The sequence below is a fragment of the Pseudomonas carassii genome, from assembly GCF_036324045.1.
GTDB lineage: Bacteria > Pseudomonadota > Gammaproteobacteria > Pseudomonadales > Pseudomonadaceae > Aquipseudomonas > Aquipseudomonas peradeniyensis.
Window position 1 is genome coordinate 45,429 of record NZ_JAZDCT010000010.1, and the last position, 19,533, is coordinate 64,961.

Annotated in this window: 18 protein-coding genes; 5 read left to right on the plus strand and 13 right to left on the minus strand. The window is 64.8% G+C overall.

The genetic code is table 11. From position 1 onward, the window contains the following. Positions 1 to 13: 13 nt before the first annotated feature. On the minus strand, positions 14 to 649 hold the full coding sequence (locus V0R62_RS09760) for an alpha/beta hydrolase (RefSeq protein WP_330103577.1): 636 nt from the start codon (positions 647 to 649) through the stop codon (positions 14 to 16). Between the two features lie 135 nt (positions 650 to 784). On the opposite strand from V0R62_RS09760, the gene V0R62_RS09765 reads away from it, so the two are divergent. Further along, complete coding sequence (locus V0R62_RS09765; protein WP_028689766.1) at positions 785 to 1,222, plus strand: YhcB family protein; 438 nt, start codon at positions 785 to 787, stop codon at positions 1,220 to 1,222. 112 nt (positions 1,223 to 1,334) lie between these two features. On the opposite strand, the gene mdeB is transcribed toward V0R62_RS09765, so the two are convergent. Together mdeB and V0R62_RS09775 are read right to left on the minus strand one after the other, a co-directional pair. Continuing rightward, on the minus strand, positions 1,335 to 4,025 hold the full coding sequence (gene mdeB, locus V0R62_RS09770) for an alpha-ketoglutarate dehydrogenase (RefSeq protein WP_330103578.1): 2,691 nt from the start codon (positions 4,023 to 4,025) through the stop codon (positions 1,335 to 1,337). Between the two features lie 24 nt (positions 4,026 to 4,049). Continuing rightward, the gene (locus V0R62_RS09775) at positions 4,050 to 5,246 is read right to left on the minus strand and encodes a methionine gamma-lyase (protein WP_330103579.1); all 1,197 of its coding nucleotides are present in this window, start codon (positions 5,244 to 5,246) and stop codon (positions 4,050 to 4,052) included. Between the two features lie 127 nt (positions 5,247 to 5,373). Here V0R62_RS09775 and V0R62_RS09780 point away from each other — a divergent pair, with 127 nt between their 5' ends. Next, positions 5,374 to 5,853, plus strand: a complete 480-nt coding sequence (locus V0R62_RS09780; protein ID WP_186713238.1) for an Lrp/AsnC family transcriptional regulator — start codon at positions 5,374 to 5,376, stop codon at positions 5,851 to 5,853. A 171-nt stretch (positions 5,854 to 6,024) separates the two neighbouring features. On the opposite strand, the gene cysN is transcribed toward V0R62_RS09780, so the two are convergent. From cysN to V0R62_RS09795, 3 genes are all read right to left on the minus strand, one after another. Beyond that, positions 6,025 to 7,926, minus strand: a complete 1,902-nt coding sequence (cysN, locus tag V0R62_RS09785; protein ID WP_330103580.1) for a sulfate adenylyltransferase subunit CysN — start codon at positions 7,924 to 7,926, stop codon at positions 6,025 to 6,027. A gap of 15 nt (positions 7,927 to 7,941) precedes the next feature. Continuing rightward, positions 7,942 to 8,859, minus strand: coding sequence for a sulfate adenylyltransferase subunit CysD (cysD, locus tag V0R62_RS09790; protein ID WP_011535568.1), 918 nt, complete (start codon positions 8,857 to 8,859; stop codon positions 7,942 to 7,944). 292 nt (positions 8,860 to 9,151) lie between these two features. Continuing rightward, positions 9,152 to 9,910, minus strand: a complete 759-nt coding sequence (locus V0R62_RS09795; protein WP_330103581.1) for a Nif3-like dinuclear metal center hexameric protein — start codon at positions 9,908 to 9,910, stop codon at positions 9,152 to 9,154. A gap of 206 nt (positions 9,911 to 10,116) precedes the next feature. Here V0R62_RS09795 and algW point away from each other — a divergent pair, with 206 nt between their 5' ends. Continuing rightward, complete coding sequence (algW, locus tag V0R62_RS09800) at positions 10,117 to 11,277, plus strand: Do family serine endopeptidase AlgW (protein ID WP_198745891.1); 1,161 nt, start codon at positions 10,117 to 10,119, stop codon at positions 11,275 to 11,277. Between the two features lie 177 nt (positions 11,278 to 11,454). Here algW and V0R62_RS09805 read toward each other — a convergent pair whose 3' ends face one another. The 4 genes from V0R62_RS09805 to V0R62_RS09820 all read right to left on the minus strand — a co-directional run bounded on the left by V0R62_RS09805 (position 11,455) and on the right by V0R62_RS09820 (position 15,612). Next, positions 11,455 to 12,219 (minus strand): amino acid ABC transporter ATP-binding protein, encoded by a 765-nt coding sequence (locus V0R62_RS09805; RefSeq protein ID WP_050703824.1) that lies wholly within the window; start codon positions 12,217 to 12,219, stop codon positions 11,455 to 11,457. Positions 12,220 to 12,229: 10 nt separating this feature from the next. Further along, positions 12,230 to 13,327 carry an amino acid ABC transporter permease gene (locus V0R62_RS09810; protein ID WP_062575088.1) on the minus strand — a complete coding sequence of 366 codons (1,098 nt, stop codon included), beginning with the start codon at positions 13,325 to 13,327 and terminating at the stop codon, positions 12,230 to 12,232. A gap of 10 nt (positions 13,328 to 13,337) precedes the next feature. Further along, a complete protein-coding gene (locus tag V0R62_RS09815; protein WP_330103582.1) occupies positions 13,338 to 14,516 on the minus strand; it encodes an amino acid ABC transporter permease in 1,179 nt (392 codons plus the stop codon). A gap of 67 nt (positions 14,517 to 14,583) precedes the next feature. Then, positions 14,584 to 15,612, minus strand: coding sequence for an amino acid ABC transporter substrate-binding protein (locus tag V0R62_RS09820; RefSeq protein WP_330103583.1), 1,029 nt, complete (start codon positions 15,610 to 15,612; stop codon positions 14,584 to 14,586). A 335-nt stretch (positions 15,613 to 15,947) separates the two neighbouring features. On the opposite strand from V0R62_RS09820, the gene V0R62_RS09825 reads away from it, so the two are divergent. Together V0R62_RS09825 and rhlB are read left to right on the plus strand one after the other, a co-directional pair. Then, entirely contained in the window at positions 15,948 to 16,604 is a 657-nt protein-coding gene (locus tag V0R62_RS09825) for an alpha/beta hydrolase (protein WP_330103584.1), read from the plus strand. 92 nt (positions 16,605 to 16,696) lie between these two features. Continuing rightward, positions 16,697 to 18,163, plus strand: a complete 1,467-nt coding sequence (rhlB, locus tag V0R62_RS09830; protein ID WP_330103585.1) for an ATP-dependent RNA helicase RhlB — start codon at positions 16,697 to 16,699, stop codon at positions 18,161 to 18,163. A 153-nt stretch (positions 18,164 to 18,316) separates the two neighbouring features. On the opposite strand, the gene moaE is transcribed toward rhlB, so the two are convergent. The 3 genes from moaE to moaC are packed head-to-tail and all read right to left on the minus strand — an operon-like array spanning position 18,317 to position 19,487. Next, positions 18,317 to 18,769 (minus strand): molybdopterin synthase catalytic subunit MoaE, encoded by a 453-nt coding sequence (gene moaE, locus V0R62_RS09835; protein ID WP_330103586.1) that lies wholly within the window; start codon positions 18,767 to 18,769, stop codon positions 18,317 to 18,319. A 2-nt stretch (positions 18,770 to 18,771) separates the two neighbouring features. Beyond that, complete coding sequence (moaD, locus tag V0R62_RS09840; RefSeq protein WP_280081672.1) at positions 18,772 to 19,017, minus strand: molybdopterin converting factor subunit 1; 246 nt, start codon at positions 19,015 to 19,017, stop codon at positions 18,772 to 18,774. Next, positions 19,017 to 19,487, minus strand: a complete 471-nt coding sequence (gene moaC, locus V0R62_RS09845; RefSeq protein WP_046857035.1) for a cyclic pyranopterin monophosphate synthase MoaC — start codon at positions 19,485 to 19,487, stop codon at positions 19,017 to 19,019. Before moaC ends, moaD begins: the two co-directional genes overlap by 1 nt. Positions 19,488 to 19,533: the final 46 nt, after the last annotated feature.

Genomic DNA, 19,533 nt, shown 5'->3' on the forward strand with positions numbered 1-19,533 from the left:
ATTCAGGCTTGGCTCAGTTCGAAAGGCGCGGCAGCAGCAGATCCTTCAGATCGGTCAGCTTGCCATGGAAGAAGTGTCCGCATTCTGCCACTTTCAGCAGCTCATGGGGGCGCGACAGGTCATTCGACCAGTCGTAGACCAGCTGCGGATCGACCACCTCGTCGGTGTCCGGCTGTACCACCGTGAGGGCGACGCGCTCGGGCAACGGGAACTGCTCGCTCAGGCGCATCACCGCCGGGGCAATCATGAACAGGTGCTGCAGGGCCACGCCCCCGGACTCCAGGCGCCCGGCCAGGCTGGCGGCGACGAAACCTCCGAAAGAGAAGCCCATCAGCACCAACGGCAGCTCGGGATGCTGCGCGCGCAGCCAGGCGGCGGCGGCTTCGGCGTCGGCCACCTCACCGGCGCCCATGTCGTGGCTGCCGGCGCTCTGGCCGACACCGCGATAGTTGAAGCGCAGGGTGACGTAGCCGGCGTCGCGGGCGGTGCGTTGCAGGGTCGACACCACCTTGTTGAGCATGGTGCCGCCCTGGACCGGGTTGGGGTGGCAGATCAGCACCGCGCCACGGGCGTCGGCCACGTCCAGGTACAAGGCTTCCAGCTGGCCGCACGGGCCATCGATGAACAAGGGTGTTTCGCGGATAAGCAAGGCACTACTCCGTGACCTCGAGGAGGGTCGACTCGTCTAGCTGAGGAAATCTGTTCTGATTTGCGATCGCTCGCGGTATACAGCGCAGGTCTGAGCCGTTAACGTAAAGCAAAGCCGTTTATAGAGGAAGGACTCGTGGAACACTCGCTCCTTGTTTGGTTGCTGCCGACCCTGGCCCTGGTTGTCGGCGTCGTCGTCGGTTTCGCGCTGGCCCGCCTGCTGCCCAACGCGGCACCGAGCAACACCCAACGCCAGCTGGATGACATCCAGCAGCGCTTCGACAATTACCAGAATGAAGTGGTGACCCACTTCAACAGCACCGCCTCGCTGGTCAAGAAACTGACCCAGAGCTACCAGGACGTCCAGGACCACCTGGCCGACGGCGCCAACCGCCTGGCCCTGGACGAGCTGACCCGTCAGCGCCTGCTGGCCGCGCTGCACTCGGAAGCCGCGCAAGGCCCGCGTGATCGCCTGACGCCGCCGAAGGACACCGCCGAGGTACCACGCGACTACGCACCCAAGGCCCCGAACTCGCCGGGCATGCTCGACGAGAGCTACGGGCTCAAGCGTTGAGTCGATGACATGAAGAAGGCCTCGAAAGAGGCCTTTTTTGTGAGCGTGATCTACCAGACATATCACTCCGTGGGAGCGGGCTTGCCCCGCGACAGGGCCAGCCCAGATCACCTCACCGATACCAGGCCGCCCCCTCCTCGCCAATCCCATACCGCGCCCTCGCCTCCCCCAGCACATCCGCCGGCAACACGCCCTGGCACACCAGCCCGTACAACGCCGCCAGCACCACCGCATGCCGATCCACCTCAAAGAACCGCCGCAGTTGCTGACGCGTATCGCTGCGCCCGAACCCATCGGTGCCCAGGGTGATGTAGGGCGCCTGCACATACTCGGCAATCAGCTGCGGCCAGGCACGCACATAGTCGCTGGCCGCAATCACCGGGGCATCACCAGGCAGGCAACGACGCACGTGGCAATCCCCCTGTTCCCCGGCCATCGCCAGGCGCTGCGCATCCCTTGCCCCACGCGCCAGCTCGCTGAAGCTGGTAACGCTGAACACTTCGCTGTCGATCTGCCAATCACTGGCCAGCAACTCGCCGGCGGCGATCACCTCGCGCAGGATGGTGCCCGAGCCCAACAAGCGCACCTGGCCACGAGGTGCCGCCGACGCATGCCGGGCAAACCGGTACATCCCTCGCAACACATCCTCGTGCACGTCCTCGGGCAAGGACGGCTGCGAATAGTTTTCATTCATCACCGCCACGTAGTGGAACTCGTCCCGCTGCTCCACCAGCATGCGCCGTGCGGCATGGTCGAGGATAACCGACAGCTCGCCGGCAAAGCACGGGTCCCAGGCGCGACAGTTGGGCACCATGGCGGCCATGACCAGGCTCGAGCCGTCCTGGTGCTGCAGCCCCTCGCCACCCAGCGTGGTACGCCCCGCGGTGGCGCCGAGCAACAGGCCGCGGGCGCGCTGGTCGGCGGCGGCCCAGATCAGGTCGCCGACCCGCTGGAAGCCGAACATCGAGTAATAGATATACACCGGCAACATCGCCTCGCCATGCACCGCGTAGGCGGTCGCCGCCGCGATCCAGGAAGAGATCGCCCCGGCCTCGGTGATGCCCTCCTCCAGCAACTGGCCGTCGCGCGCTTCCTTGTAGACCAGCAGCGAGCCGGCGTCCTCCGGCTCGTAGCGTTGCCCCTGGGGCGAGTAGATGCCGATCTGGCGGAACAGGCTGGCCATTCCGAAGGTCCGCGCTTCGTCGGCGACGATCGGCACCACCCGCGGCCCCAGCCCCGGCACCTTGAGCCAGTTGCCGAGCAGGCGCACGGCGGCCATAGTGGTGGACATTTCCTTGTCCTCGGCGCGCAGGGCGAAGCCGGCGAAGCTGTCCAGGTCCGGCACGGGCAGGCCGGCGCAGTCGCTGCGCCGCACCGGCAGCGGCCCGCCCAGTGCCTCGCGGCGCTGGCGCAAGTAGATCATCTCCGGGCTGTCGGCAGCCGGACGGTAGAAGCGCAGCTGCTCCACGTCCTCGTCCGACAGCGGCAGGTGGAAGCGGTCGCGGAAGGCCAGCAGCGCCTGCACATCGAGCTTCTTGGCCTGGTGCGCGGTCATCCGCGACTCACCGGCACTGCTCATGCCGTAGCCTTTCTTGGTCTTGGCCAGGATCACCGTCGGCCGGCCCTTGCAGGCCTTGGCCGCGGCATAGGCAGCATGCAGCTTGCGAAAATCGTGGCCACCACGCTTGAGGGCGTTAATCTCGTCGGCGCTCATGTGCGCCACCAGGCGCTGCAAGGCCGGGTTCTGCTTGAAGAAGTGCTCGAGGTTGTAGCTGCCGTCCTTGGCGCCGAGGGTCTGGAACTGCCCGTCGGGTGTCGCCGCCAGCTGGCGCAGCAGCGCATGCTCATGATCCCGGGCGAACAGCGCGTCCCACTCCGAGCCCCAGAGCACCTTGATCACGTTCCAGCCGGCGCCGCTGAACAGCGCTTCAAGCTCCTGGATGATCTGGCCGTTGCCACGCACCGGGCCGTCCAGGCGCTGCAGGTTGCAGTTAACGATGAAGGTCAGGTTGTCCAGGCCTTCGCGGGCCGCCAGGGTCAGGCCGGCGATCGATTCCGGCTCGTCCATCTCGCCATCGCCGAACACGCCCCACACATGCCGCGTCGAGGTGTCGAGCAGGCCGCGGTGCTGGAGGTAGCGCATGAACCGGGCCTGGTAGATGGCATTGAGCGGGCCGATGCCCATGGAGCCGGTGGGAAACTGCCAGAAATCGGGCATCAGCCAGGGATGAGGATAGGAGCACAGGCCGTTGCCGGCGACCTCCTGGCGGTAGTTGGCCAGTTGCGCCTCGCTCAGGCGCCCCTCGAGGAAGGCGCGGGCATAAATGCCCGGCGCCGAGTGCGGCTGGAAGAACACCAGATCGCCACTGCGCTGCGCGTCGCCGCCCTCGCCCCGGAAGAAATGCTGGAAACCGACCTCGAAGATTTCCGCCGCCGAGGCATAGCTGGCGATATGCCCGCCCAGCTCGCCGTAGGCATGGTTGGCCCGCACCACCATGGCCAGGGCGTTCCAGCGCAGGATGCCGGTGATTCGCTCGTCCAGTTCCAGGTCGCCCGGATAGTTGCCCTGCTGCTCCACCGGCAAGGTGTTGCGGTAGGCCGAGAAGGCCTGGGCCTCACGCTCCAGGCCCAGCTCCAGGGCATGAGCCTGCAGGCGCTGCAGCAGGTAGCGCGCCCGTGCCGGGCCGCAGTGGGCCAGGGTCGAGGACAGGGCCTCGCACCACTCGGCGGTTTCCCCGGGGTCACTGTCCAGGGCGGCTTCCAGGGCCGTCAACGGCTCGTTCGGGTTCATCATCGCTACCATCGCGCAGGCCTCGTCCGTGGCGGTTCAGGCGCAGGCCCTCAGGGCCTGGGCAATGTCGGCAAGCAGGTCGTCGATGTCTTCCAGCCCCACCGACAGGCGCACCAGCCCTTCCGAGATGCCATGCTCGGCACGCTCCTGCTGGGTATAGCTGGAGTGGGTCATGCTCGCCGGGTGCTGGGCCAGCGACTCGGCATCGCCCAGGCTCACAGCGCGACTGAACAGCTGCATGGCGTTCATGAAGCGACGGCCGGCCTCGATCCCGCCCTTGAGTTCGAAGGCGATCATGCCGCCCGGCAGGCGCATCTGCCGCTGGGCCAGCGCGTACTGCGGGAAGGATGGCAGGCCCGGGTAGTGCAGCAGCTCGACCTGTGATTGTTCGGCGAGGAACTCGGCCACCTGCTGGGCATTGGCGCAGTGGCGGTCCATGCGCAGGGCCAGGGTCTTGAGGCCGCGCATCAGCAGCGCCGCGTCATGGGGCGACAAGACCGCGCCGGTCATGTCCTTGAGCCCTTCCAGGCGGATGCGGTCGACCAACGCCTTGCGCCCGACCACCAGCCCGGCGGTGATGTCGCCATGCCCGGACAGGTACTTGGTGGCCGAATGCACCACCAGGTCCACGCCCAATTCCAGCGGGCGTTGCAGGTAGGGCGTGCAGTAGGTGTTGTCGACCACGATGCTCAGGTCGTGGCCGCGGGCGGCATCGACCACCGCGGCGATATCCACCAGCTGCATGTTGGGGTTGGCCGGGGTTTCGAAATAGATCATCCGCGTCTTCGGCGTGATCGCGGCCCGCAGCGCCGGGATGTCGTTGAGGTCAACATGGCGGATCTTCACGCCGAACTCGCCGATGCCGTGGTGCAGGTAGGCGAAGGTGCAGCCGTACAGGGTGCTGCCGACGATCAGCTCGTCACCGGGGCGTAGCAGGGTCCATAGCGTGGCGGTGATGGCACCCATGCCCGAGGCCAGCGCCAGCCCGGCCTCGCCCCCTTCCAGGGAGGCCATGCGCTGCTCGAGCAGTGCCAGGGTCGGATTGGAAATGCGGCTATAGAAATGCCCCGGTTCTTCGCCTGCAAAGCAGGCGGCGCCGTACTCGACGGTGGGGAAGGCATAGGTGGCGGTCTGGTACACCGGCGGCACCAGGGCGCCGCCGTGGGACAGCGGGTCATAGCCATGGTGGATGGCCCGCGTGGAGAAACCGGTGTTCTTGTTGGAGTCGCGCATGGCAACAGCCTCTTGTGGTTTGTTATAAGCTTATGCCACCAAGCTGCCGCGCTTTTTCCAAACTTGCCCACGCAATTGCGCAAGTTTTGAAAGAAAAACAACAAAAACAGAACCAGGAGGGCAAGATATGCCTTCAGCTCTTGACCGTACCGACCGCGCCCTGCTCGCCGCCCTGCAGGACAACGCCCGCCTGACCGTTTCCGAACTCGCCGACCAGGTCGCCCTGACCACTTCGCCCTGCTGGCGGCGGGTGAAGTTGTTGGAGGACAACGGCTACATCACCGGCTACCAGGCCATTCTTTCGCCCAAGTCGCTGGGCTTCGGGGTGACCGCGTTCGTCAGCATCATGATGGACTCGCATACCAAGGAGATGGCCCTGGCGTTCGAGCAGCGGCTGATGGAGATTCCCGAGATCGTCGCCTGCCACAACATCTCCGGGCGCTATGACTTTTTGCTGGAGATCCTGGCGCGGGACCTGGAGTCGTTCGGCGAATTCACCCGGGAGGTGCTGCAGCGGTTGCCGGGAGTGAAGGAGATCTATTCGAGCTTTTCGTACAAAGCGGTGAAGGAGCGGCGGGTGATTCCCGTTACCGAGAAACATATCTAGCAAGCCGGGGGCGCGCTGCGCCCCATTCGCGGCACAAGGCCGCTCCTATAGGGGACCGCGCAGTCCTGTAGGAGCGGCCTTGTGCCGCGAAAGGGCTGCACAGCAGCCCCAGCTCTCCCGATCCAAACAAAAAACCCCGCCGAAGCGGGGTTTCTCAGATCACGCGAACACTCAGATCGCGCCACGCTGACGCAGCACATCCAGCACCAGCTTCACACCTTCATCGACACTGACCGACTGGGTGTCGATCACCAGGTCCGCATCCAGCGGCACGTCGAACGGGAAGCTCTCACCCGGGATGTTGTCGCCACCGGCCGCGTACAGCCCCTGCGGATCACGCTCACGGCACACCAGCGGCGACGCCTGGACGTAGACGGTGACCAGACGCTCCTTGCCGATCAGCGCCCTGGCCTGCTCGCGGCCCTCGGCATCCGGGGCAACGAACGCGGCCAGGGTCAGCAGGCCGGCTTCGTTGAACTGGCGCGCCACATGGGCGGCGCGGCGCCAGTTCTCGGTGCGACCGGCGCGGTCCTGCGGCAGGCCCTTGTTCAGGTCGTGGCGCAGGTTCTGGCCATCGAGCACGTAGACCGCACGGCCCATGTCGAACAGCTTGCGCTCCACGGCGTAGGCCAGGGTGCTCTTGCCAGCGCCGGACAGGCCGCTGAACAGCACGGTGGCCGGCTGCTGGCCGAAGCGCAGGGCACGCTCCTCGGTGGACACATGGGCCAGCTTGCCGTGCTGGCCAGTGCTGCCGTGCGGCAGTACCGGCGGGGCGATGATCATGCCGGCGCCGACGGTGCCGTTGGTCAGGCGGTCGATGACGATGAACGCGCCGGTGGTGCGGTTGCTCTCGTAGCCGTCCAGGGCAATGGCGCTGTCCAGCGCGACCTTGACCCGGCCGATCTCGTTGAGCTGCAGCGCGCTGGCGGCGCCCTGCTCCAGGGTATTCACATCGACCTTGTGGGTAATGCTGGCAATCGAGCCCGGCACGTAGCTGGTGGCGCGCTTGATGTCGTACTTCTTGCCCGGGAGCATCGGCTCCTCGGCCATCCACACCAGCATGGCGTCGAACTGGTCGGTCACAGCCGGAACATTGTCGGCATGCACCAGCAGGTCGCCACGGGAGATGTCGATCTCGTCTTCCATGGTCAGGGTCACGGCCTGGCCGGGGCCGGCGTTCTCCAGCTCGCCTTCGTAGGTGACGATGGACTTGACCCGGCTGCTCTTGCCCGACGGCAGCACGACGATCTCGTCACCCTTGTGCACCACGCCACCGGCGATGGTGCCGGCGAAGCCACGGAAGTTCAGGTTCGGACGGTTGACGTACTGCACCGGGAAACGCAGGTCGGTGACGTTGCGGTCGGCGGCGATCTCGACGGTCTCGAGGATCTCCATCAGCGCCGGGCCCGTGTACCACGGCGAACGCTCGCTGCGGTTGACCACGTTGTCGCCCTTGAGCGCCGACATCGGCACGAAGTGCAGGCTGCTCGGCTTGAGGTTGATGCCCTCGGCGAACTTCAGGTAGTCGGCCTTGATCGACTCGAAGACCTGCTCGTCGAAGCCCTTGAGGTCCATCTTGTTGACCGCGACGACGATGTGCTTGATGCCCAGCAACGAGGCGATGTAGCTGTGCCGGCGGGTCTGGGTCTGCACGCCGTAGCGGGCATCGACCAGGATGATCGCCAGGTCGCAGGTGGACGCGCCGGTGGCCATGTTGCGGGTGTACTGCTCGTGGCCCGGGGTGTCGGCAATGATGAACTTGCGCTTGGCGGTGGAGAAGTAGCGGTAGGCGACATCGATGGTGATGCCCTGCTCGCGCTCGGCCTGAAGACCGTCCACCAGCAGCGCCAGGTCGACTTCCTCGCCGGTGGTGCCGGACTTTTTCGAGTCGCGGGTGATGGCCTCGAGGTGATCCTCGTAGATCATCTTCGAATCGTGCAGCAGGCGCCCGATCAGGGTGCTCTTGCCGTCGTCCACGTTACCGCAGGTCAGGAAGCGCAGCAGTTCTTTACGCTCGTGCTGGGCCAGGTAGGCGAGGATGTCCTCGCTGATCAAATCGGATTGGTGCGACATGAGGAAACCCTGAAATTAGAAGTAGCCTTGGCGTTTTTTGTCTTCCATGGAACCGGCGCCATCGTGGTCGATGACACGGCCCTGGCGCTCGGACGTTCGGGTCAGGAGCATTTCCTGGATGATGTCCGTCAGGGTCTCGGCTTCAGACTCGACCGCGCCCGTCAGCGGGTAGCAGCCCAGGGTACGGAAACGCACTTTCTTCTTGACGATGCGCGCCTTCTCCTCGTCGCTCAGGTGCTCGAGGATGCGCTCGTCGTCGATCATGATCAGGGTGCCGTTCTTCTCGATCACTTCGCGCTCGGCGGCGAAGTACAGCGGCACGATCGGGATGCCTTCGAGGTAGATGTACTGCCAGATGTCCAGCTCGGTCCAGTTCGACAGCGGGAACACGCGGATCGACTCGCCCTTGTTGACCTTGCCGTTGTAGATGTTCCACAGCTCCGGGCGCTGGTTCTTCGGGTCCCAACGGTGCTTGCTGTCACGGAACGAGTAGACACGCTCTTTCGCCCGCGACTTCTCTTCGTCGCGGCGCGCGCCACCGAAGGCGGCGTCGAAGCCATGCTTGTCCAGCGCCTGCTTCAGGCCCTGGGTCTTCATGATGTCGGTGTGCTTGGAGCTGCCATGGGTGAACGGGTTGATGCCCTGCGCCACACCCTCGGGGTTGACGTGGGTGATCAGCTCCAGGCCCATCTCTTCGACCATCTTGTCGCGGAAGCGGTACATCTCCTGGAACTTCCACTGGGTGTCGACGTGCATCACCGGGAACGGCAGCTTGCCCGGGAAGAACGCCTTGCGCGCCAGGTGCAGCATGACCGCGGAATCCTTGCCGATCGAGTACAGCATCACCGGGTTGTCGAACTCGGCGGCCACCTCGCGGATGATGTGGATGCTCTCCGCCTCCAGCTGTTTCAAGTGCGTCAGATTGTCGACCATGGCTACTCACGAAAAACGATCTTATGGACGGCCTGCGGGCCGTGTTCGAGCGAGCCACTTTATCACAGCGCCTGATTCTATTTAGGAGGCTGCCTAGATCGAAACAATCTAACGATATGACTGGGGGTTTGGGTCATGCGAGGTCCCTGTAGGAGCGGCCTTGTGTCGCGAAAGGGCTGCAAAGCAGCCCCGGCGATCTATGCATCAACGCTGAAATCCTGGGGCTGCTGCGCAGCCCTTTCGCGACACAAGGCCGCTCCTACAGGAAAGCGTATCCGCCGCTTGCGGTGGATCAGATCGGATTCGGGCAATCGATGAACAGGTGCTCGACCGCGAACCGCCGCGCCAGGTAATCCCCCAGCGCCTGCACGCCATAGCGTTCGGTGGCGTGGTGCCCGGCGGCGATGAAGCTCACGCCGTTCTCGCGGGCACTGTGGAAGGTCTGCTCGGACGCCTCGCCACTGATGAACAGGTCGACCCCGGCGGCGATGGCGGTGTCGATGTAGCCCTGCCCGCCGCCGGTGCACCAACCAACCCGACGGATCATCTGCTCACCCTCGACGACCAACGGCTCGCGCCCCAGCGCCTCGCGTACCCGACGGGCGAAATCCCGCGCCGACACAGGTTCCGCCAGCGAACCGACCAGGCCGACCACCTTGGGATTGTTCGGGTCCAGCGGGCCCTCGACGGTGATGTCCAGCTGGCGCGCCAGTTGCACGTTGTTGCCCACTTCCGGGTGCACGTCCAGCGGCAGGTGGAAGGCCAGCAGGCTGATGTCGTGCTTGAGCAGGGTCTTCAGGCGCCGCTGCTTGATCCCGGTGATGCACGGTTTTTCGCCCTTCCAGAAGTAGCCATGGTGCACCAGCACCAGGTCGGCCTCGGCCTCGACCGCCGCGTCCAGCAGCGCCTGGCTGGCGGTCACGCCGCTGACGATGCGGCTGACCTGGGGGCGGCCCTCGACCTGCAGGCCGTTGGGGCAGTAGTCCTGGATCTTCGCGCTGCTCAGGTAGCGCTCGGCTTCCTCGACCAGGGTATTGAGGGCGACGGCCATGAAAAATCTCCTCGAATTCGGCGTTGCGACAGGGCGCGAGGCCCTATAATGGCCGCCATTATGGGCCGTCGCCGGTTTCGGGGGAACCGGCGACAGTCGTCTGGGGGATCCAAGCCATCGCTGATCGTTGTGTTCACGTGTATGATCGCGCGCGCTCGCCCCGGGCCGAACTGACATGGCCCCCGCCCTACTCCCAGGATTCATTCATGTTCAAGGCTCTGCGTTACTTCGGCTGGCCCCTGCTCACCGGCGTGCTGATCGCCATCCTGATCATCCAGCGCTTCCCGCAATGGGTCGGCCTGCCCAGCCAGGACGTCAACCTGCAGCAGGCCCCACAAACCACGAAGATCATGCAGGGCCCGGTGTCCTACGCCGATGCCGTGACCCTCGCCGCGCCCGCAGTGGTCAACCTGTACACCACCAAGGTGGTGAACAAGAGCGCCCACCCGCTGTTCGAAGACCCGCAGTTCCGCCGCTTCTTCGGCGACAACCTGCCCAAGCAGCGGCGCTGGGAGTCGAGCCTGGGCTCGGCGGTGATCATGAGCCCGGAAGGCTACCTGCTGACCAACAACCACGTCACCAGCGGCGCCGACCAGATCGTCGTGGCCCTCAAGGACGGCCGCGAGACCCTCGCCCGGGTGATCGGCAGCGACCCGGAGACCGACCTGGCGGTGCTGAAGATCGACCTCAAGAGCCTGCCGGCGATCACCATCGGCCGCTCCGACAACATCCACATCGGTGACGTGACCCTGGCCATCGGCAACCCGTTCGGCGTCGGCCAGACCGTGACCATGGGCATCATCAGCGCCACCGGCCGCAACCAGCTGGGCCTGAACAACTACGAAGACTTCATCCAGACCGACGCGGCGATCAACCCGGGCAACTCCGGCGGCGCGCTGGTGGATGCCAACGGCAACCTGGTGGGTATCAACACGGCGATCTTCTCCAAGTCCGGCGGTTCCCAGGGCATCGGCTTCGCCATTCCGGTCAAGCTGGCGCTGGAGGTGATGAAGTCGATCGTCGAGCACGGCCAGGTGATCCGTGGCTGGCTGGGCATCGAGGTGCAGCCACTGAGCCAGGAGCTGGCCGAATCGTTCGGCATGCAGGGCCGCCCGGGGATCGTCGTGGCGGGCATCTTCCGCGATGGCCCGGCGGCGCGCGCGGGGCTGCAGCTGGGTGACGTGATCCTGAGCATCAATGGCGAGCCAGCCGGTGACGGGCGCAAATCGATGAACCAGGTGGCGCGGATCAAGCCCAACGAGAAGATCACCATCGAGGTGGTGCGCAATGGGCAGCAGCTGAAGCTGGTGGCCGAGGTGGGGCTGCGACCGCCGCCGGCGCCGGTGGCCACGAAGGAAGAGAAGTAAACCAGCACATGCGCGATCCCTGTAGGAGCGGCCTTGCGTCGCGATGGGGCGCGTAAGCGGCCCCAGGTTTTCAGCTTCGCAGCACATATCCCCGGGGCCGCTACGCGGCCCATCGCGACGCAAGGCCGCTCCTACAGGGGCCGCGTCAGCCGCCCCGGTGGGGCGGCCCCGATTGCATCAATGCAGGATCTGGCTCAGGAACAGCTTGGTCCGATCACTGCGCGGCCGGTCGAAGAAGTCATCCGGCGCGGCCTGCTCGACGATCTCCCCCTTGTCCATGAAGATCACCCGGTTCGCCACGGTGCGGGCAAAGCCCATCTCGTGGGTCACGCAGAGCATGGTCATGCCGTCTTCGGCCAGACTCACCATGGTGTCGAGCACCTCCTTGACCATCTCCGGGTCCAGCGCAGAAGTCGGCTCGTCGAACAGCATGATCTTCGGCTTCATGCACAGCGCCCGGGCAATCGCCACCCGCTGCTGCTGACCACCGGACAACTGCCCCGGGTACTTGTGCGCCTGCTCCGGAATGCGCACGCGCTCGAGGAAGTGCATGGCGATTTCCTCGGCCTTGCGCCGCGGCAGCTTGCGCACCCACATCGGCGCCAGGGTGCAGTTCTCCAGGATAGTCAGGTGCGGGAACAGGTTGAAGTGCTGGAACACCATGCCCACCTCGCGGCGGATCGCCTCGATCTGCTTGAGGTCGTTGGTCAGCTCCACGCCATCGACGACGATGCGCCCCTGCTGGTGCTCCTCCAGCCGGTTGAGGCAGCGGATGGTGGTCGACTTGCCCGAGCCGGACGGCCCGCACAGGACGATGCGCTCGCCCTGGCGCACGTTCAGGTTGATGTCCTTGAGCACATGGAACTGGCCGTACCACTTGTTCACGCCCTGCATCTGGATGATGCCTTCGGGGCCGGCAGGCTGCTTGATCGCTTCACTCATTTCGAAACTCCTAACGCTTGTGGCCAGTGTCCAGCTTGCGCTCCAGGTGCATGGAGTAGCGGGACATACCGAAACAGAAAATCCAGAACACCAGGGCGGCGAACACATAGCCCTCGGTGGCCATGCCCAGCCAGGCCGGGTCAGCCGCCGCCTGCTTGACGCTGTTGAGCAGGTCGAACAGGCCGATGATGATTACCAGGCTGGTGTCCTTGAACAGGGCGATGAAGGTGTTGACGATGCCGGGGATCACCAGCTTGAGCGCCTGGGGCAGGATCACCAGGCCCATCGCCCGCCAGTAGCCCAGGCCCATGGCCGCGGCGGCTTCGTACTGGCCCTTGGGGATGGCCTGCAGGCCGCCACGCACCACCTCGGCGATGTACGCCGACTGGAACAGGATCACGCCGATCATCGCCCGCAGCAGCTTGTCGAAGCTCATGCCCTCGGGCAGGAACAGCGGCAGCATCACCGACGACATGAACAGCACGGTGATCAGCGGCACGCCGCGCCAGAACTCGATGAAGGTCACGCAGACCACCTTCACCGCCGGCATGTTCGAGCGACGCCCCAGCGCCAGCAGGATGCCCAGCGGCAAGGCGCCGACGATACCGACCGTGGCGATCACCAGGGTCAGCATCAGGCCGCCCCACTGGCTGGTGGGCACCGTGTCCAGGCCCAGCGCGCCGCCGTGCAGCAGGATGTAGGCGAGGATCGGGTACAGCACCAGGAAGCCCAGACCGTACACCGCCTTGCGCGGGAAGCGCTTGATGAACAGCGGTGCGGCACCGAGCACGGCGAGCCACACGGTCAGGTCGACGCGCCAGCGCAGTTCCGCCGGGTAGTAGCCGTACATGAACTGGCCGAAGCGCTGCTGGATGAACACCCAGCAGGCGCCCTCCTTGGTGCAGTCGGCGCGGGTGGTGCCGACCCAGTTGGCGTCGATGAACGCCCACTGCACCAGCGGTGGCACGATCAGCCAGACTAGGTACAGGGCGAACAATGTCAGCAGGGTGTTGAGCCAGCTGGAGAACAGGTTGGACCGCATCCAGGCGAGCACGCCAACGGTCTTCACCGGTGGCGGCATGTCGGGTTTGAAAACATGGGCTGTCACGGAAGTACCCTCACCGCTCGATCAGCGCAATGCGCTTGTTGTACCAGTTCATCAGCAGCGAAATGCTGATGCTGATGGCGAGATAGACGCTCATGGTGATGGCGATCACCTCGATGGCCTGGCCGGTCTGGTTGAGCACGGTACCGGCGAACAGCGAGACCATCTCCGGGTAGCCGATACCGGCGGCCAGCGACGAGTTCTTCGCCAGGTTCAGGTACTGGCTGGTCAGCGGCGGAATGATCACCCGCAAGGCCTGGGGAATGATCACCTTGCGCAGCGTCGGGCCTTCACGCAGGCCCAGCGAACGGGCCGCCTCGGTTTGGCCATGGCTGACCGAACGGATGCCGGAACGCACGATCTCGGCGATGAACGCCGCGGTGTAGATGGTCAGCGCCAGGGTCAGCGCCAGCAGCTCGGGGATCAGCACCCAGCCACCGACGAAGTTGAAGCCCTTGAGCTGCGGCACCTCCCAGTGCACCGGGCTGCCGAACAGCAGCGCGCAGACGCCGGGGATGCCGATGAACAGCAGCAGGCCGACCCAGAACTTGTGGAACGGCTCGCCGGTTTCGTCGAAACGCTTGTTGGCGAAACGCACCATCACCACGATGGCGACGATCGCCAGCGCCAGCGCGATGACGAACGGCCAGAAGCCCTCGGCCATCGAGGCGCCGGGCATGTTCAGGCCGCGATTGCTGATGAAGAAGGTGTCGTCGATGTTGATGCTGCCCCGCGGCCCCGGCAGGGTCAGGAACACGGCGAAGTACCAGAACAGGATCTGCAGCAGCGGCGGAATGTTGCGGAAGGTCTCCACGTACACCGTCGCCAGCTTGTTGATCATCCAGTTCGGCGACAGCCGCGCCACGCCGATGATGAAGCCCAGCAGTGTCGCCAGGATGATGCCGATGAAGGTCACCAGCAGGGTGTTGAGCAGGCCGATGACGAACACCCGGGCGTAGCTGTCCGATTCCACGTAGGGGATCAGGTGCTGGGCGATGCCGAAGCCGGCGCTGCGCTCGAGGAAATCGAAGCCCGAGGTGATGCCCCGGTGCTGCAGGTTGGTCTGCGTATTGTGGAACAGGTACCAGCCCAGGCCCACCACGAAGAGCACCGTGAGGATCTGGAACAGCCACGCGCGCACACGTGGATCACTAAGGGAAAACCCTTTCCGTGCGCCGATTTGATTTTGCATGAAGTGCCCCGAAAAGAAGGGAGTCGAACGACCTGCGGCGGCTGGATGCCGCCGCAGGGTGCAGGCATCAGCGCACTGGCGGTGCGTACTGGATGCCGCCGTTGTTCCACAGGGCGTTCAAGCCGCGGTCGATCTGCAGCGGGGTTTCCTTGCCCAGGTTCTTCTCGAACACTTCACCGTAGTTGCCGACCTGCTTGACGATCTGTACGACCCAGTCCTTAGGCAGCTTCAAGTCCTTGCCATACTCGCCGTCGGCGCCGAGCATACGGGCGACGTCGGGATTCTTGGTGGCTTTGGCTTCGGCCTCGACGTTCTTCGAAGTGATGCCCATCTCTTCGGCATTGAGCATGGCGAACAGGGTCCACTTGACGATGCTGAACCACTCTTCGTCGCCTTTACGCACCACCGGGCCCAATGGCTCCTTGGAGATGGTTTCCGGCAGTACCACGTAGTCGGCCGGCGCGGCCAGCTTGGAGCGCTGCGCGTAGAGCTGCGACTTGTCGGAGGTCAGCACGTCGCAACGGCCCGACTCCAGCGACTTGGCGCTCTCGTCGGAGGTGTCGAAGGTAATCGGGGTGTACTTCAGCCCATTGGCGCGGAAGTAGTCAGAAACGTTCAGCTCGGTAGTGGTGCCGGCCTGGATGCAGATGGTCGCACCATCGAGTTCCTTGGCGCTGGACACGCCGAGCTTCTTGTTGACCAGGAAACCGATGCCGTCGTAGTAGGTGACACCGGCGAACACCAGGCCCATGCCGGCATCGCGCGAGCTGGTCCAGGTGGTGTTGCGCGACAGCACGTCGACTTCGCCGGACTGCAGCGCGGTGAAGCGCTCCTTGGCGTTGAGCTGGCTGAACTTGACCTTCTTCGCGTCGCCGAATACCGCAGCGGCTACGGCGCGGCACACATCGGCGTCGATACCGACGATGTTGCCCTTGGCGTCAGGGACGGAGAATCCTGGAAGACCATCGCTCACGCCACACTGGACGAAGCCCTTCTTCTGCACCGCGTCGAGGGTGGCGCCGGCCTGGGCGAAGCTGGTGGCGCCCAGCGCGGCGGCGGCGGTCAGGACGGCCAGGGTGGTTTTCAACATCTTCATCAACAACCTCCAAATCGCTCTTGTTGTATGAGCCGGAATTGCACCGCACCCTTATGAGGCGCATCCGACCCCTTGTTGGCTTGTTTTTGGGTCAATTGGCGCAATGGGCTGTTCTGTGACAGCCTTCTATCCACACGAGGGGTGTTACCGTCAGCGGTTCACCCCTACGCATAACTGATACATAGCAAAGGCCGTACCACAGTCGAGGGCTTAAGCGATTAAGCGGGCGTCAAGTAGGAAAAGTTGTAGAGTTGCGACATTCTTTTCTGGCATTAACCGTCATCGCCTTCTTTTTACGCACTCAATCCGTACGCACGCACTCTTTCGGAGCAGTCATGACCCAGCCGTTAATCCTCGAACCCCAGAAACCCGCCGACGCCTGTGTGATCTGGTTGCACGGCCTGGGGGCCGACCGTTACGACTTCCTACCGGTGGCCGAATTTCTCCAGGAACGCCTGCTCAGTACGCGTTTCGTCATGCCCCAGGCGCCTACCCGCGCGGTGACCATCAACGGTGGCTACCAGATGCCCAGCTGGTATGACATCAAGGCCATGACCCCGGCGCGAGCCATCGACGAAGCGCAGCTGGAAGAATCCGCTGACCAGGTCATCGCCTTGATCAAGGACGAGCAGGCCAAGGGCATCAGCCTGTCGCGCATATTCCTCGCCGGTTTCTCCCAGGGCGGCGCGGTGGTGCTGCACACCGCCTATATAAAGTGGCAGGAAGCCCTGGGCGGGGTGATCGCCCTGTCCACCTACGCACCGACCTTCACCGACAGCCAGCAGTTGAGCGCCTGCCAACAGCGCACCCCGGCCCTGTGCCTGCACGGCGTGCACGACCCGGTGGTGATCCCGTCGATGGGCCGCACCGCGTTCGAGTACCTCAACACCTGGGGTGTCGCCGCCCGCTGGTACGAGTACCCGATGGAGCACGAAGTGGTGGTCGAGGAGCTCAACGACATCCATGAATGGCTGAGCCGCCAGCTGCAGTAACCCTGTAGCCCGCCATGCATTGCACTACGCCGCGCCCGATTCTTGCATTACACTGCCCGGCGTACATTCCTTAACCAGTTGACGAGACGACCGTGCTCAAGGCACTCAAGAAAATATTCGCCAAGGGAGACGCCGCGCCGCAGGCCGCCGAGCCCGTCGCCGTGACCCCGCCCGCGCCGGCCGCGCAACCGCCTGTCGAGAAGGCGCCAGCGCGCCAGCATGCCAAGCCCAGGGCCGCGGCAAAACCACAGGCCGAGCCCCAACCCGCCGAACAGCCGCGCGCCGAGCAGCCCGCCCGGGACAAGCCGCGCCGCGAACGCAAGCCCAAGCCCCAGGCCAGCCTGTGGAAGCCCGAGGACTTCGTGGTAGAGCCGCAGGAGGGCAAGACCCGCTTCCACGACTTCAAGCTCTCCAATGAGCTGATGCACGCCATCCACGACCTCGGCTTCCCCTACTGCACGCCGATCCAGGCCCAGGTCCTGGGCCACACCCTGCGTGGCCAGGACGCCATCGGCCGGGCCCAGACCGGCACCGGCAAGACCGCCGCGTTCCTGATCTCGATCATCTCGCAGCTGCAGCAGGTGCCGCCGCCCAAGGAGCGCTACATGGGCGAGCCGCGGGCGCTGATCATCGCCCCGACCCGCGAGCTGGTGGTGCAGATCGCCAAGGATGCCCAGGCCCTGACCAAGTACAGCGGCCTGAACGTGATGAGCTTCGTCGGCGGCATGGACTTCGACAAGCAGCTGAAATCGCTGGAAGCCCGCCACTGCGACATCCTGGTGGCCACCCCCGGCCGCCTGCTGGACTTCAACCAGCGCGGCGAGGTGCACCTGGACATGGTCGAAGTGCTGGTGCTGGACGAGGCCGACCGCATGCTCGACATGGGCTTCATCCCCCAGGTCCGCCAGATCATCCGCCAGACCCCGCCGAAGAGCGAGCGCCAGACCCTGCTGTTCTCCGCCACCTTCACCGACGACGTGATGAACCTGGCCAAGCAGTGGACCACCGACCCGGCCATCGTCGAGATCGAGCCGGAGAACGTGGCCAGCGAGACCGTCGAGCAGCACGTCTATGCCGTGGCCGGCAGCGACAAGTACAAGCTGCTGTACAACCTGGTCACGCAGAACAAGTGGGAACGGGTGATGGTGTTTGCCAACCGCAAGGACGAAGTGCGGCGCATCGAGGAGAAACTGGTGCGCGACGGCATCAACGCCGCCCAATTGTCGGGTGACGTGCCGCAGCACAAGCGCATCCGCACCCTGGAGAACTTCCGCGAGGGGCGCATCAGCGTGCTGGTGGCCACCGACGTGGCCGGGCGTGGCATTCATATCGACGGCATCAGCCATGTGATCAACTTCACCCTGCCGGAAGATCCGGACGACTACGTGCACCGCATCGGCCGTACCGGTCGTGCGGGCAGCAGCGGTGTGTCGATCAGCTTTGCCGGTGAGGACGATTCGTACCAGCTGCCGGCGATCGAGGAGCTGCTGGGGCGCAAGATCAAGTGCGAGATGCCGCCGGACGAGCTGTTGAAGCCGGTGCCGCGCAAGCATCATTGATCCTCAAGGCCGCTTACCTCCCTGTAGGAGCGGCCTTGCGCCGCGAAAGGGCCGCGCAGCGGCCCATGGATCTCAGCATCGAGCAGATATTGCCGGGGCCGCTTTGCGGCCCTTTCGCGGCACAAGGCCGCTCCTACAGAAAGCGACCTTTCCCTAGGACTCCCAACGTCCCGCCGCATCCTGATCACTCTGCTTCCCCTCCACCCAGCGCGGCCCTTCCCGGGTGTTCTCCTTCTTCCAGAACGGCGCCCGGGTCTTCAGGTAATCCATGATGAAGTTGCAGGCATCGAACGCCGCCTGGCGGTGCGCGCTGGCCACGCCGACGAAGACGATCGGCTCGCCCGGCTCCAGGGCGCCGATGCGGTGCAGCACCTCGACCTTGAGCAACGGCCAGCGCTGCTCGGCCTCGACCACGATCTTGGCCAGGGCCTTCTCGGTCATCCCCGGGTAGTGCTCGAGGAACATCCCGGCCACGTCCAGGCCATCGTTGAAGTCGCGCACGTAGCCGACGAAGCCGACCACCGCGCCCACGCCGACATTGGCGGCATGCATGGCGTTGACCTCGACGCCCGGGTCGAAGGCCGCCTGCTGAACACGTACGGCCACGATCAACCTCCAGTCACGGGTGGGAAGAACGCAATCTCGTCACCCTCTTCCAATGGCTCATCGAGCCGACACAGCTCTTCGTTGCGGGCGCACATCAGGTTCTGCTCGGCCAGCACCGCGTAGTGCCCACCCTTGCCCACCAAGGCCTGGCGCACATCGTCCAGCACCTTGAAGTCGCCTTCCAGTCGCTCGGCGTCGACGCCCAGCAACTCACGGTAGCGGGCGAAATACATGACCTTGACCTTCATCACCCCTCCACCTTGTAGTGGCCGCTCTTGCCGCCGGTCTTCTCCAGCAGGCGCACCTGCTCGATGACCATGCCCTTGTCCACCGCCTTGCACATGTCGTAGATGGTCAGCGCGGCAACGCTGGCGGCGGTCAGGGCTTCCATCTCGACGCCGGTCTGCCCGGCCAGCTTGCAGCGGGCGACGATATGCACCACGTCCTCGCCTTCGGCGGCCAGTTCGACCTTGACGCCGGTGAGCATCAGCGGATGGCACAGCGGGATCAGGTCGCTGGTCTTCTTCGCCGCCTGGATACCGGCAATGCGCGCCACGGCGAACACGTCGCCCTTGGGATGTTGGCCATCGACGATCATGCGCAGGGTGTCCGGCAACATGCGCACCCGTGCCTCGGCAATCGCCTCGCGGGCGGTCACGGCCTTTTCAGTGACGTCGACCATGTTGGCGCGCCCCTGGGAATCAAGATGAGTCAGCACTGCTCTGCTCCTGGGTAGGGAATACAGAGTGTAAACCTGCAGGTCA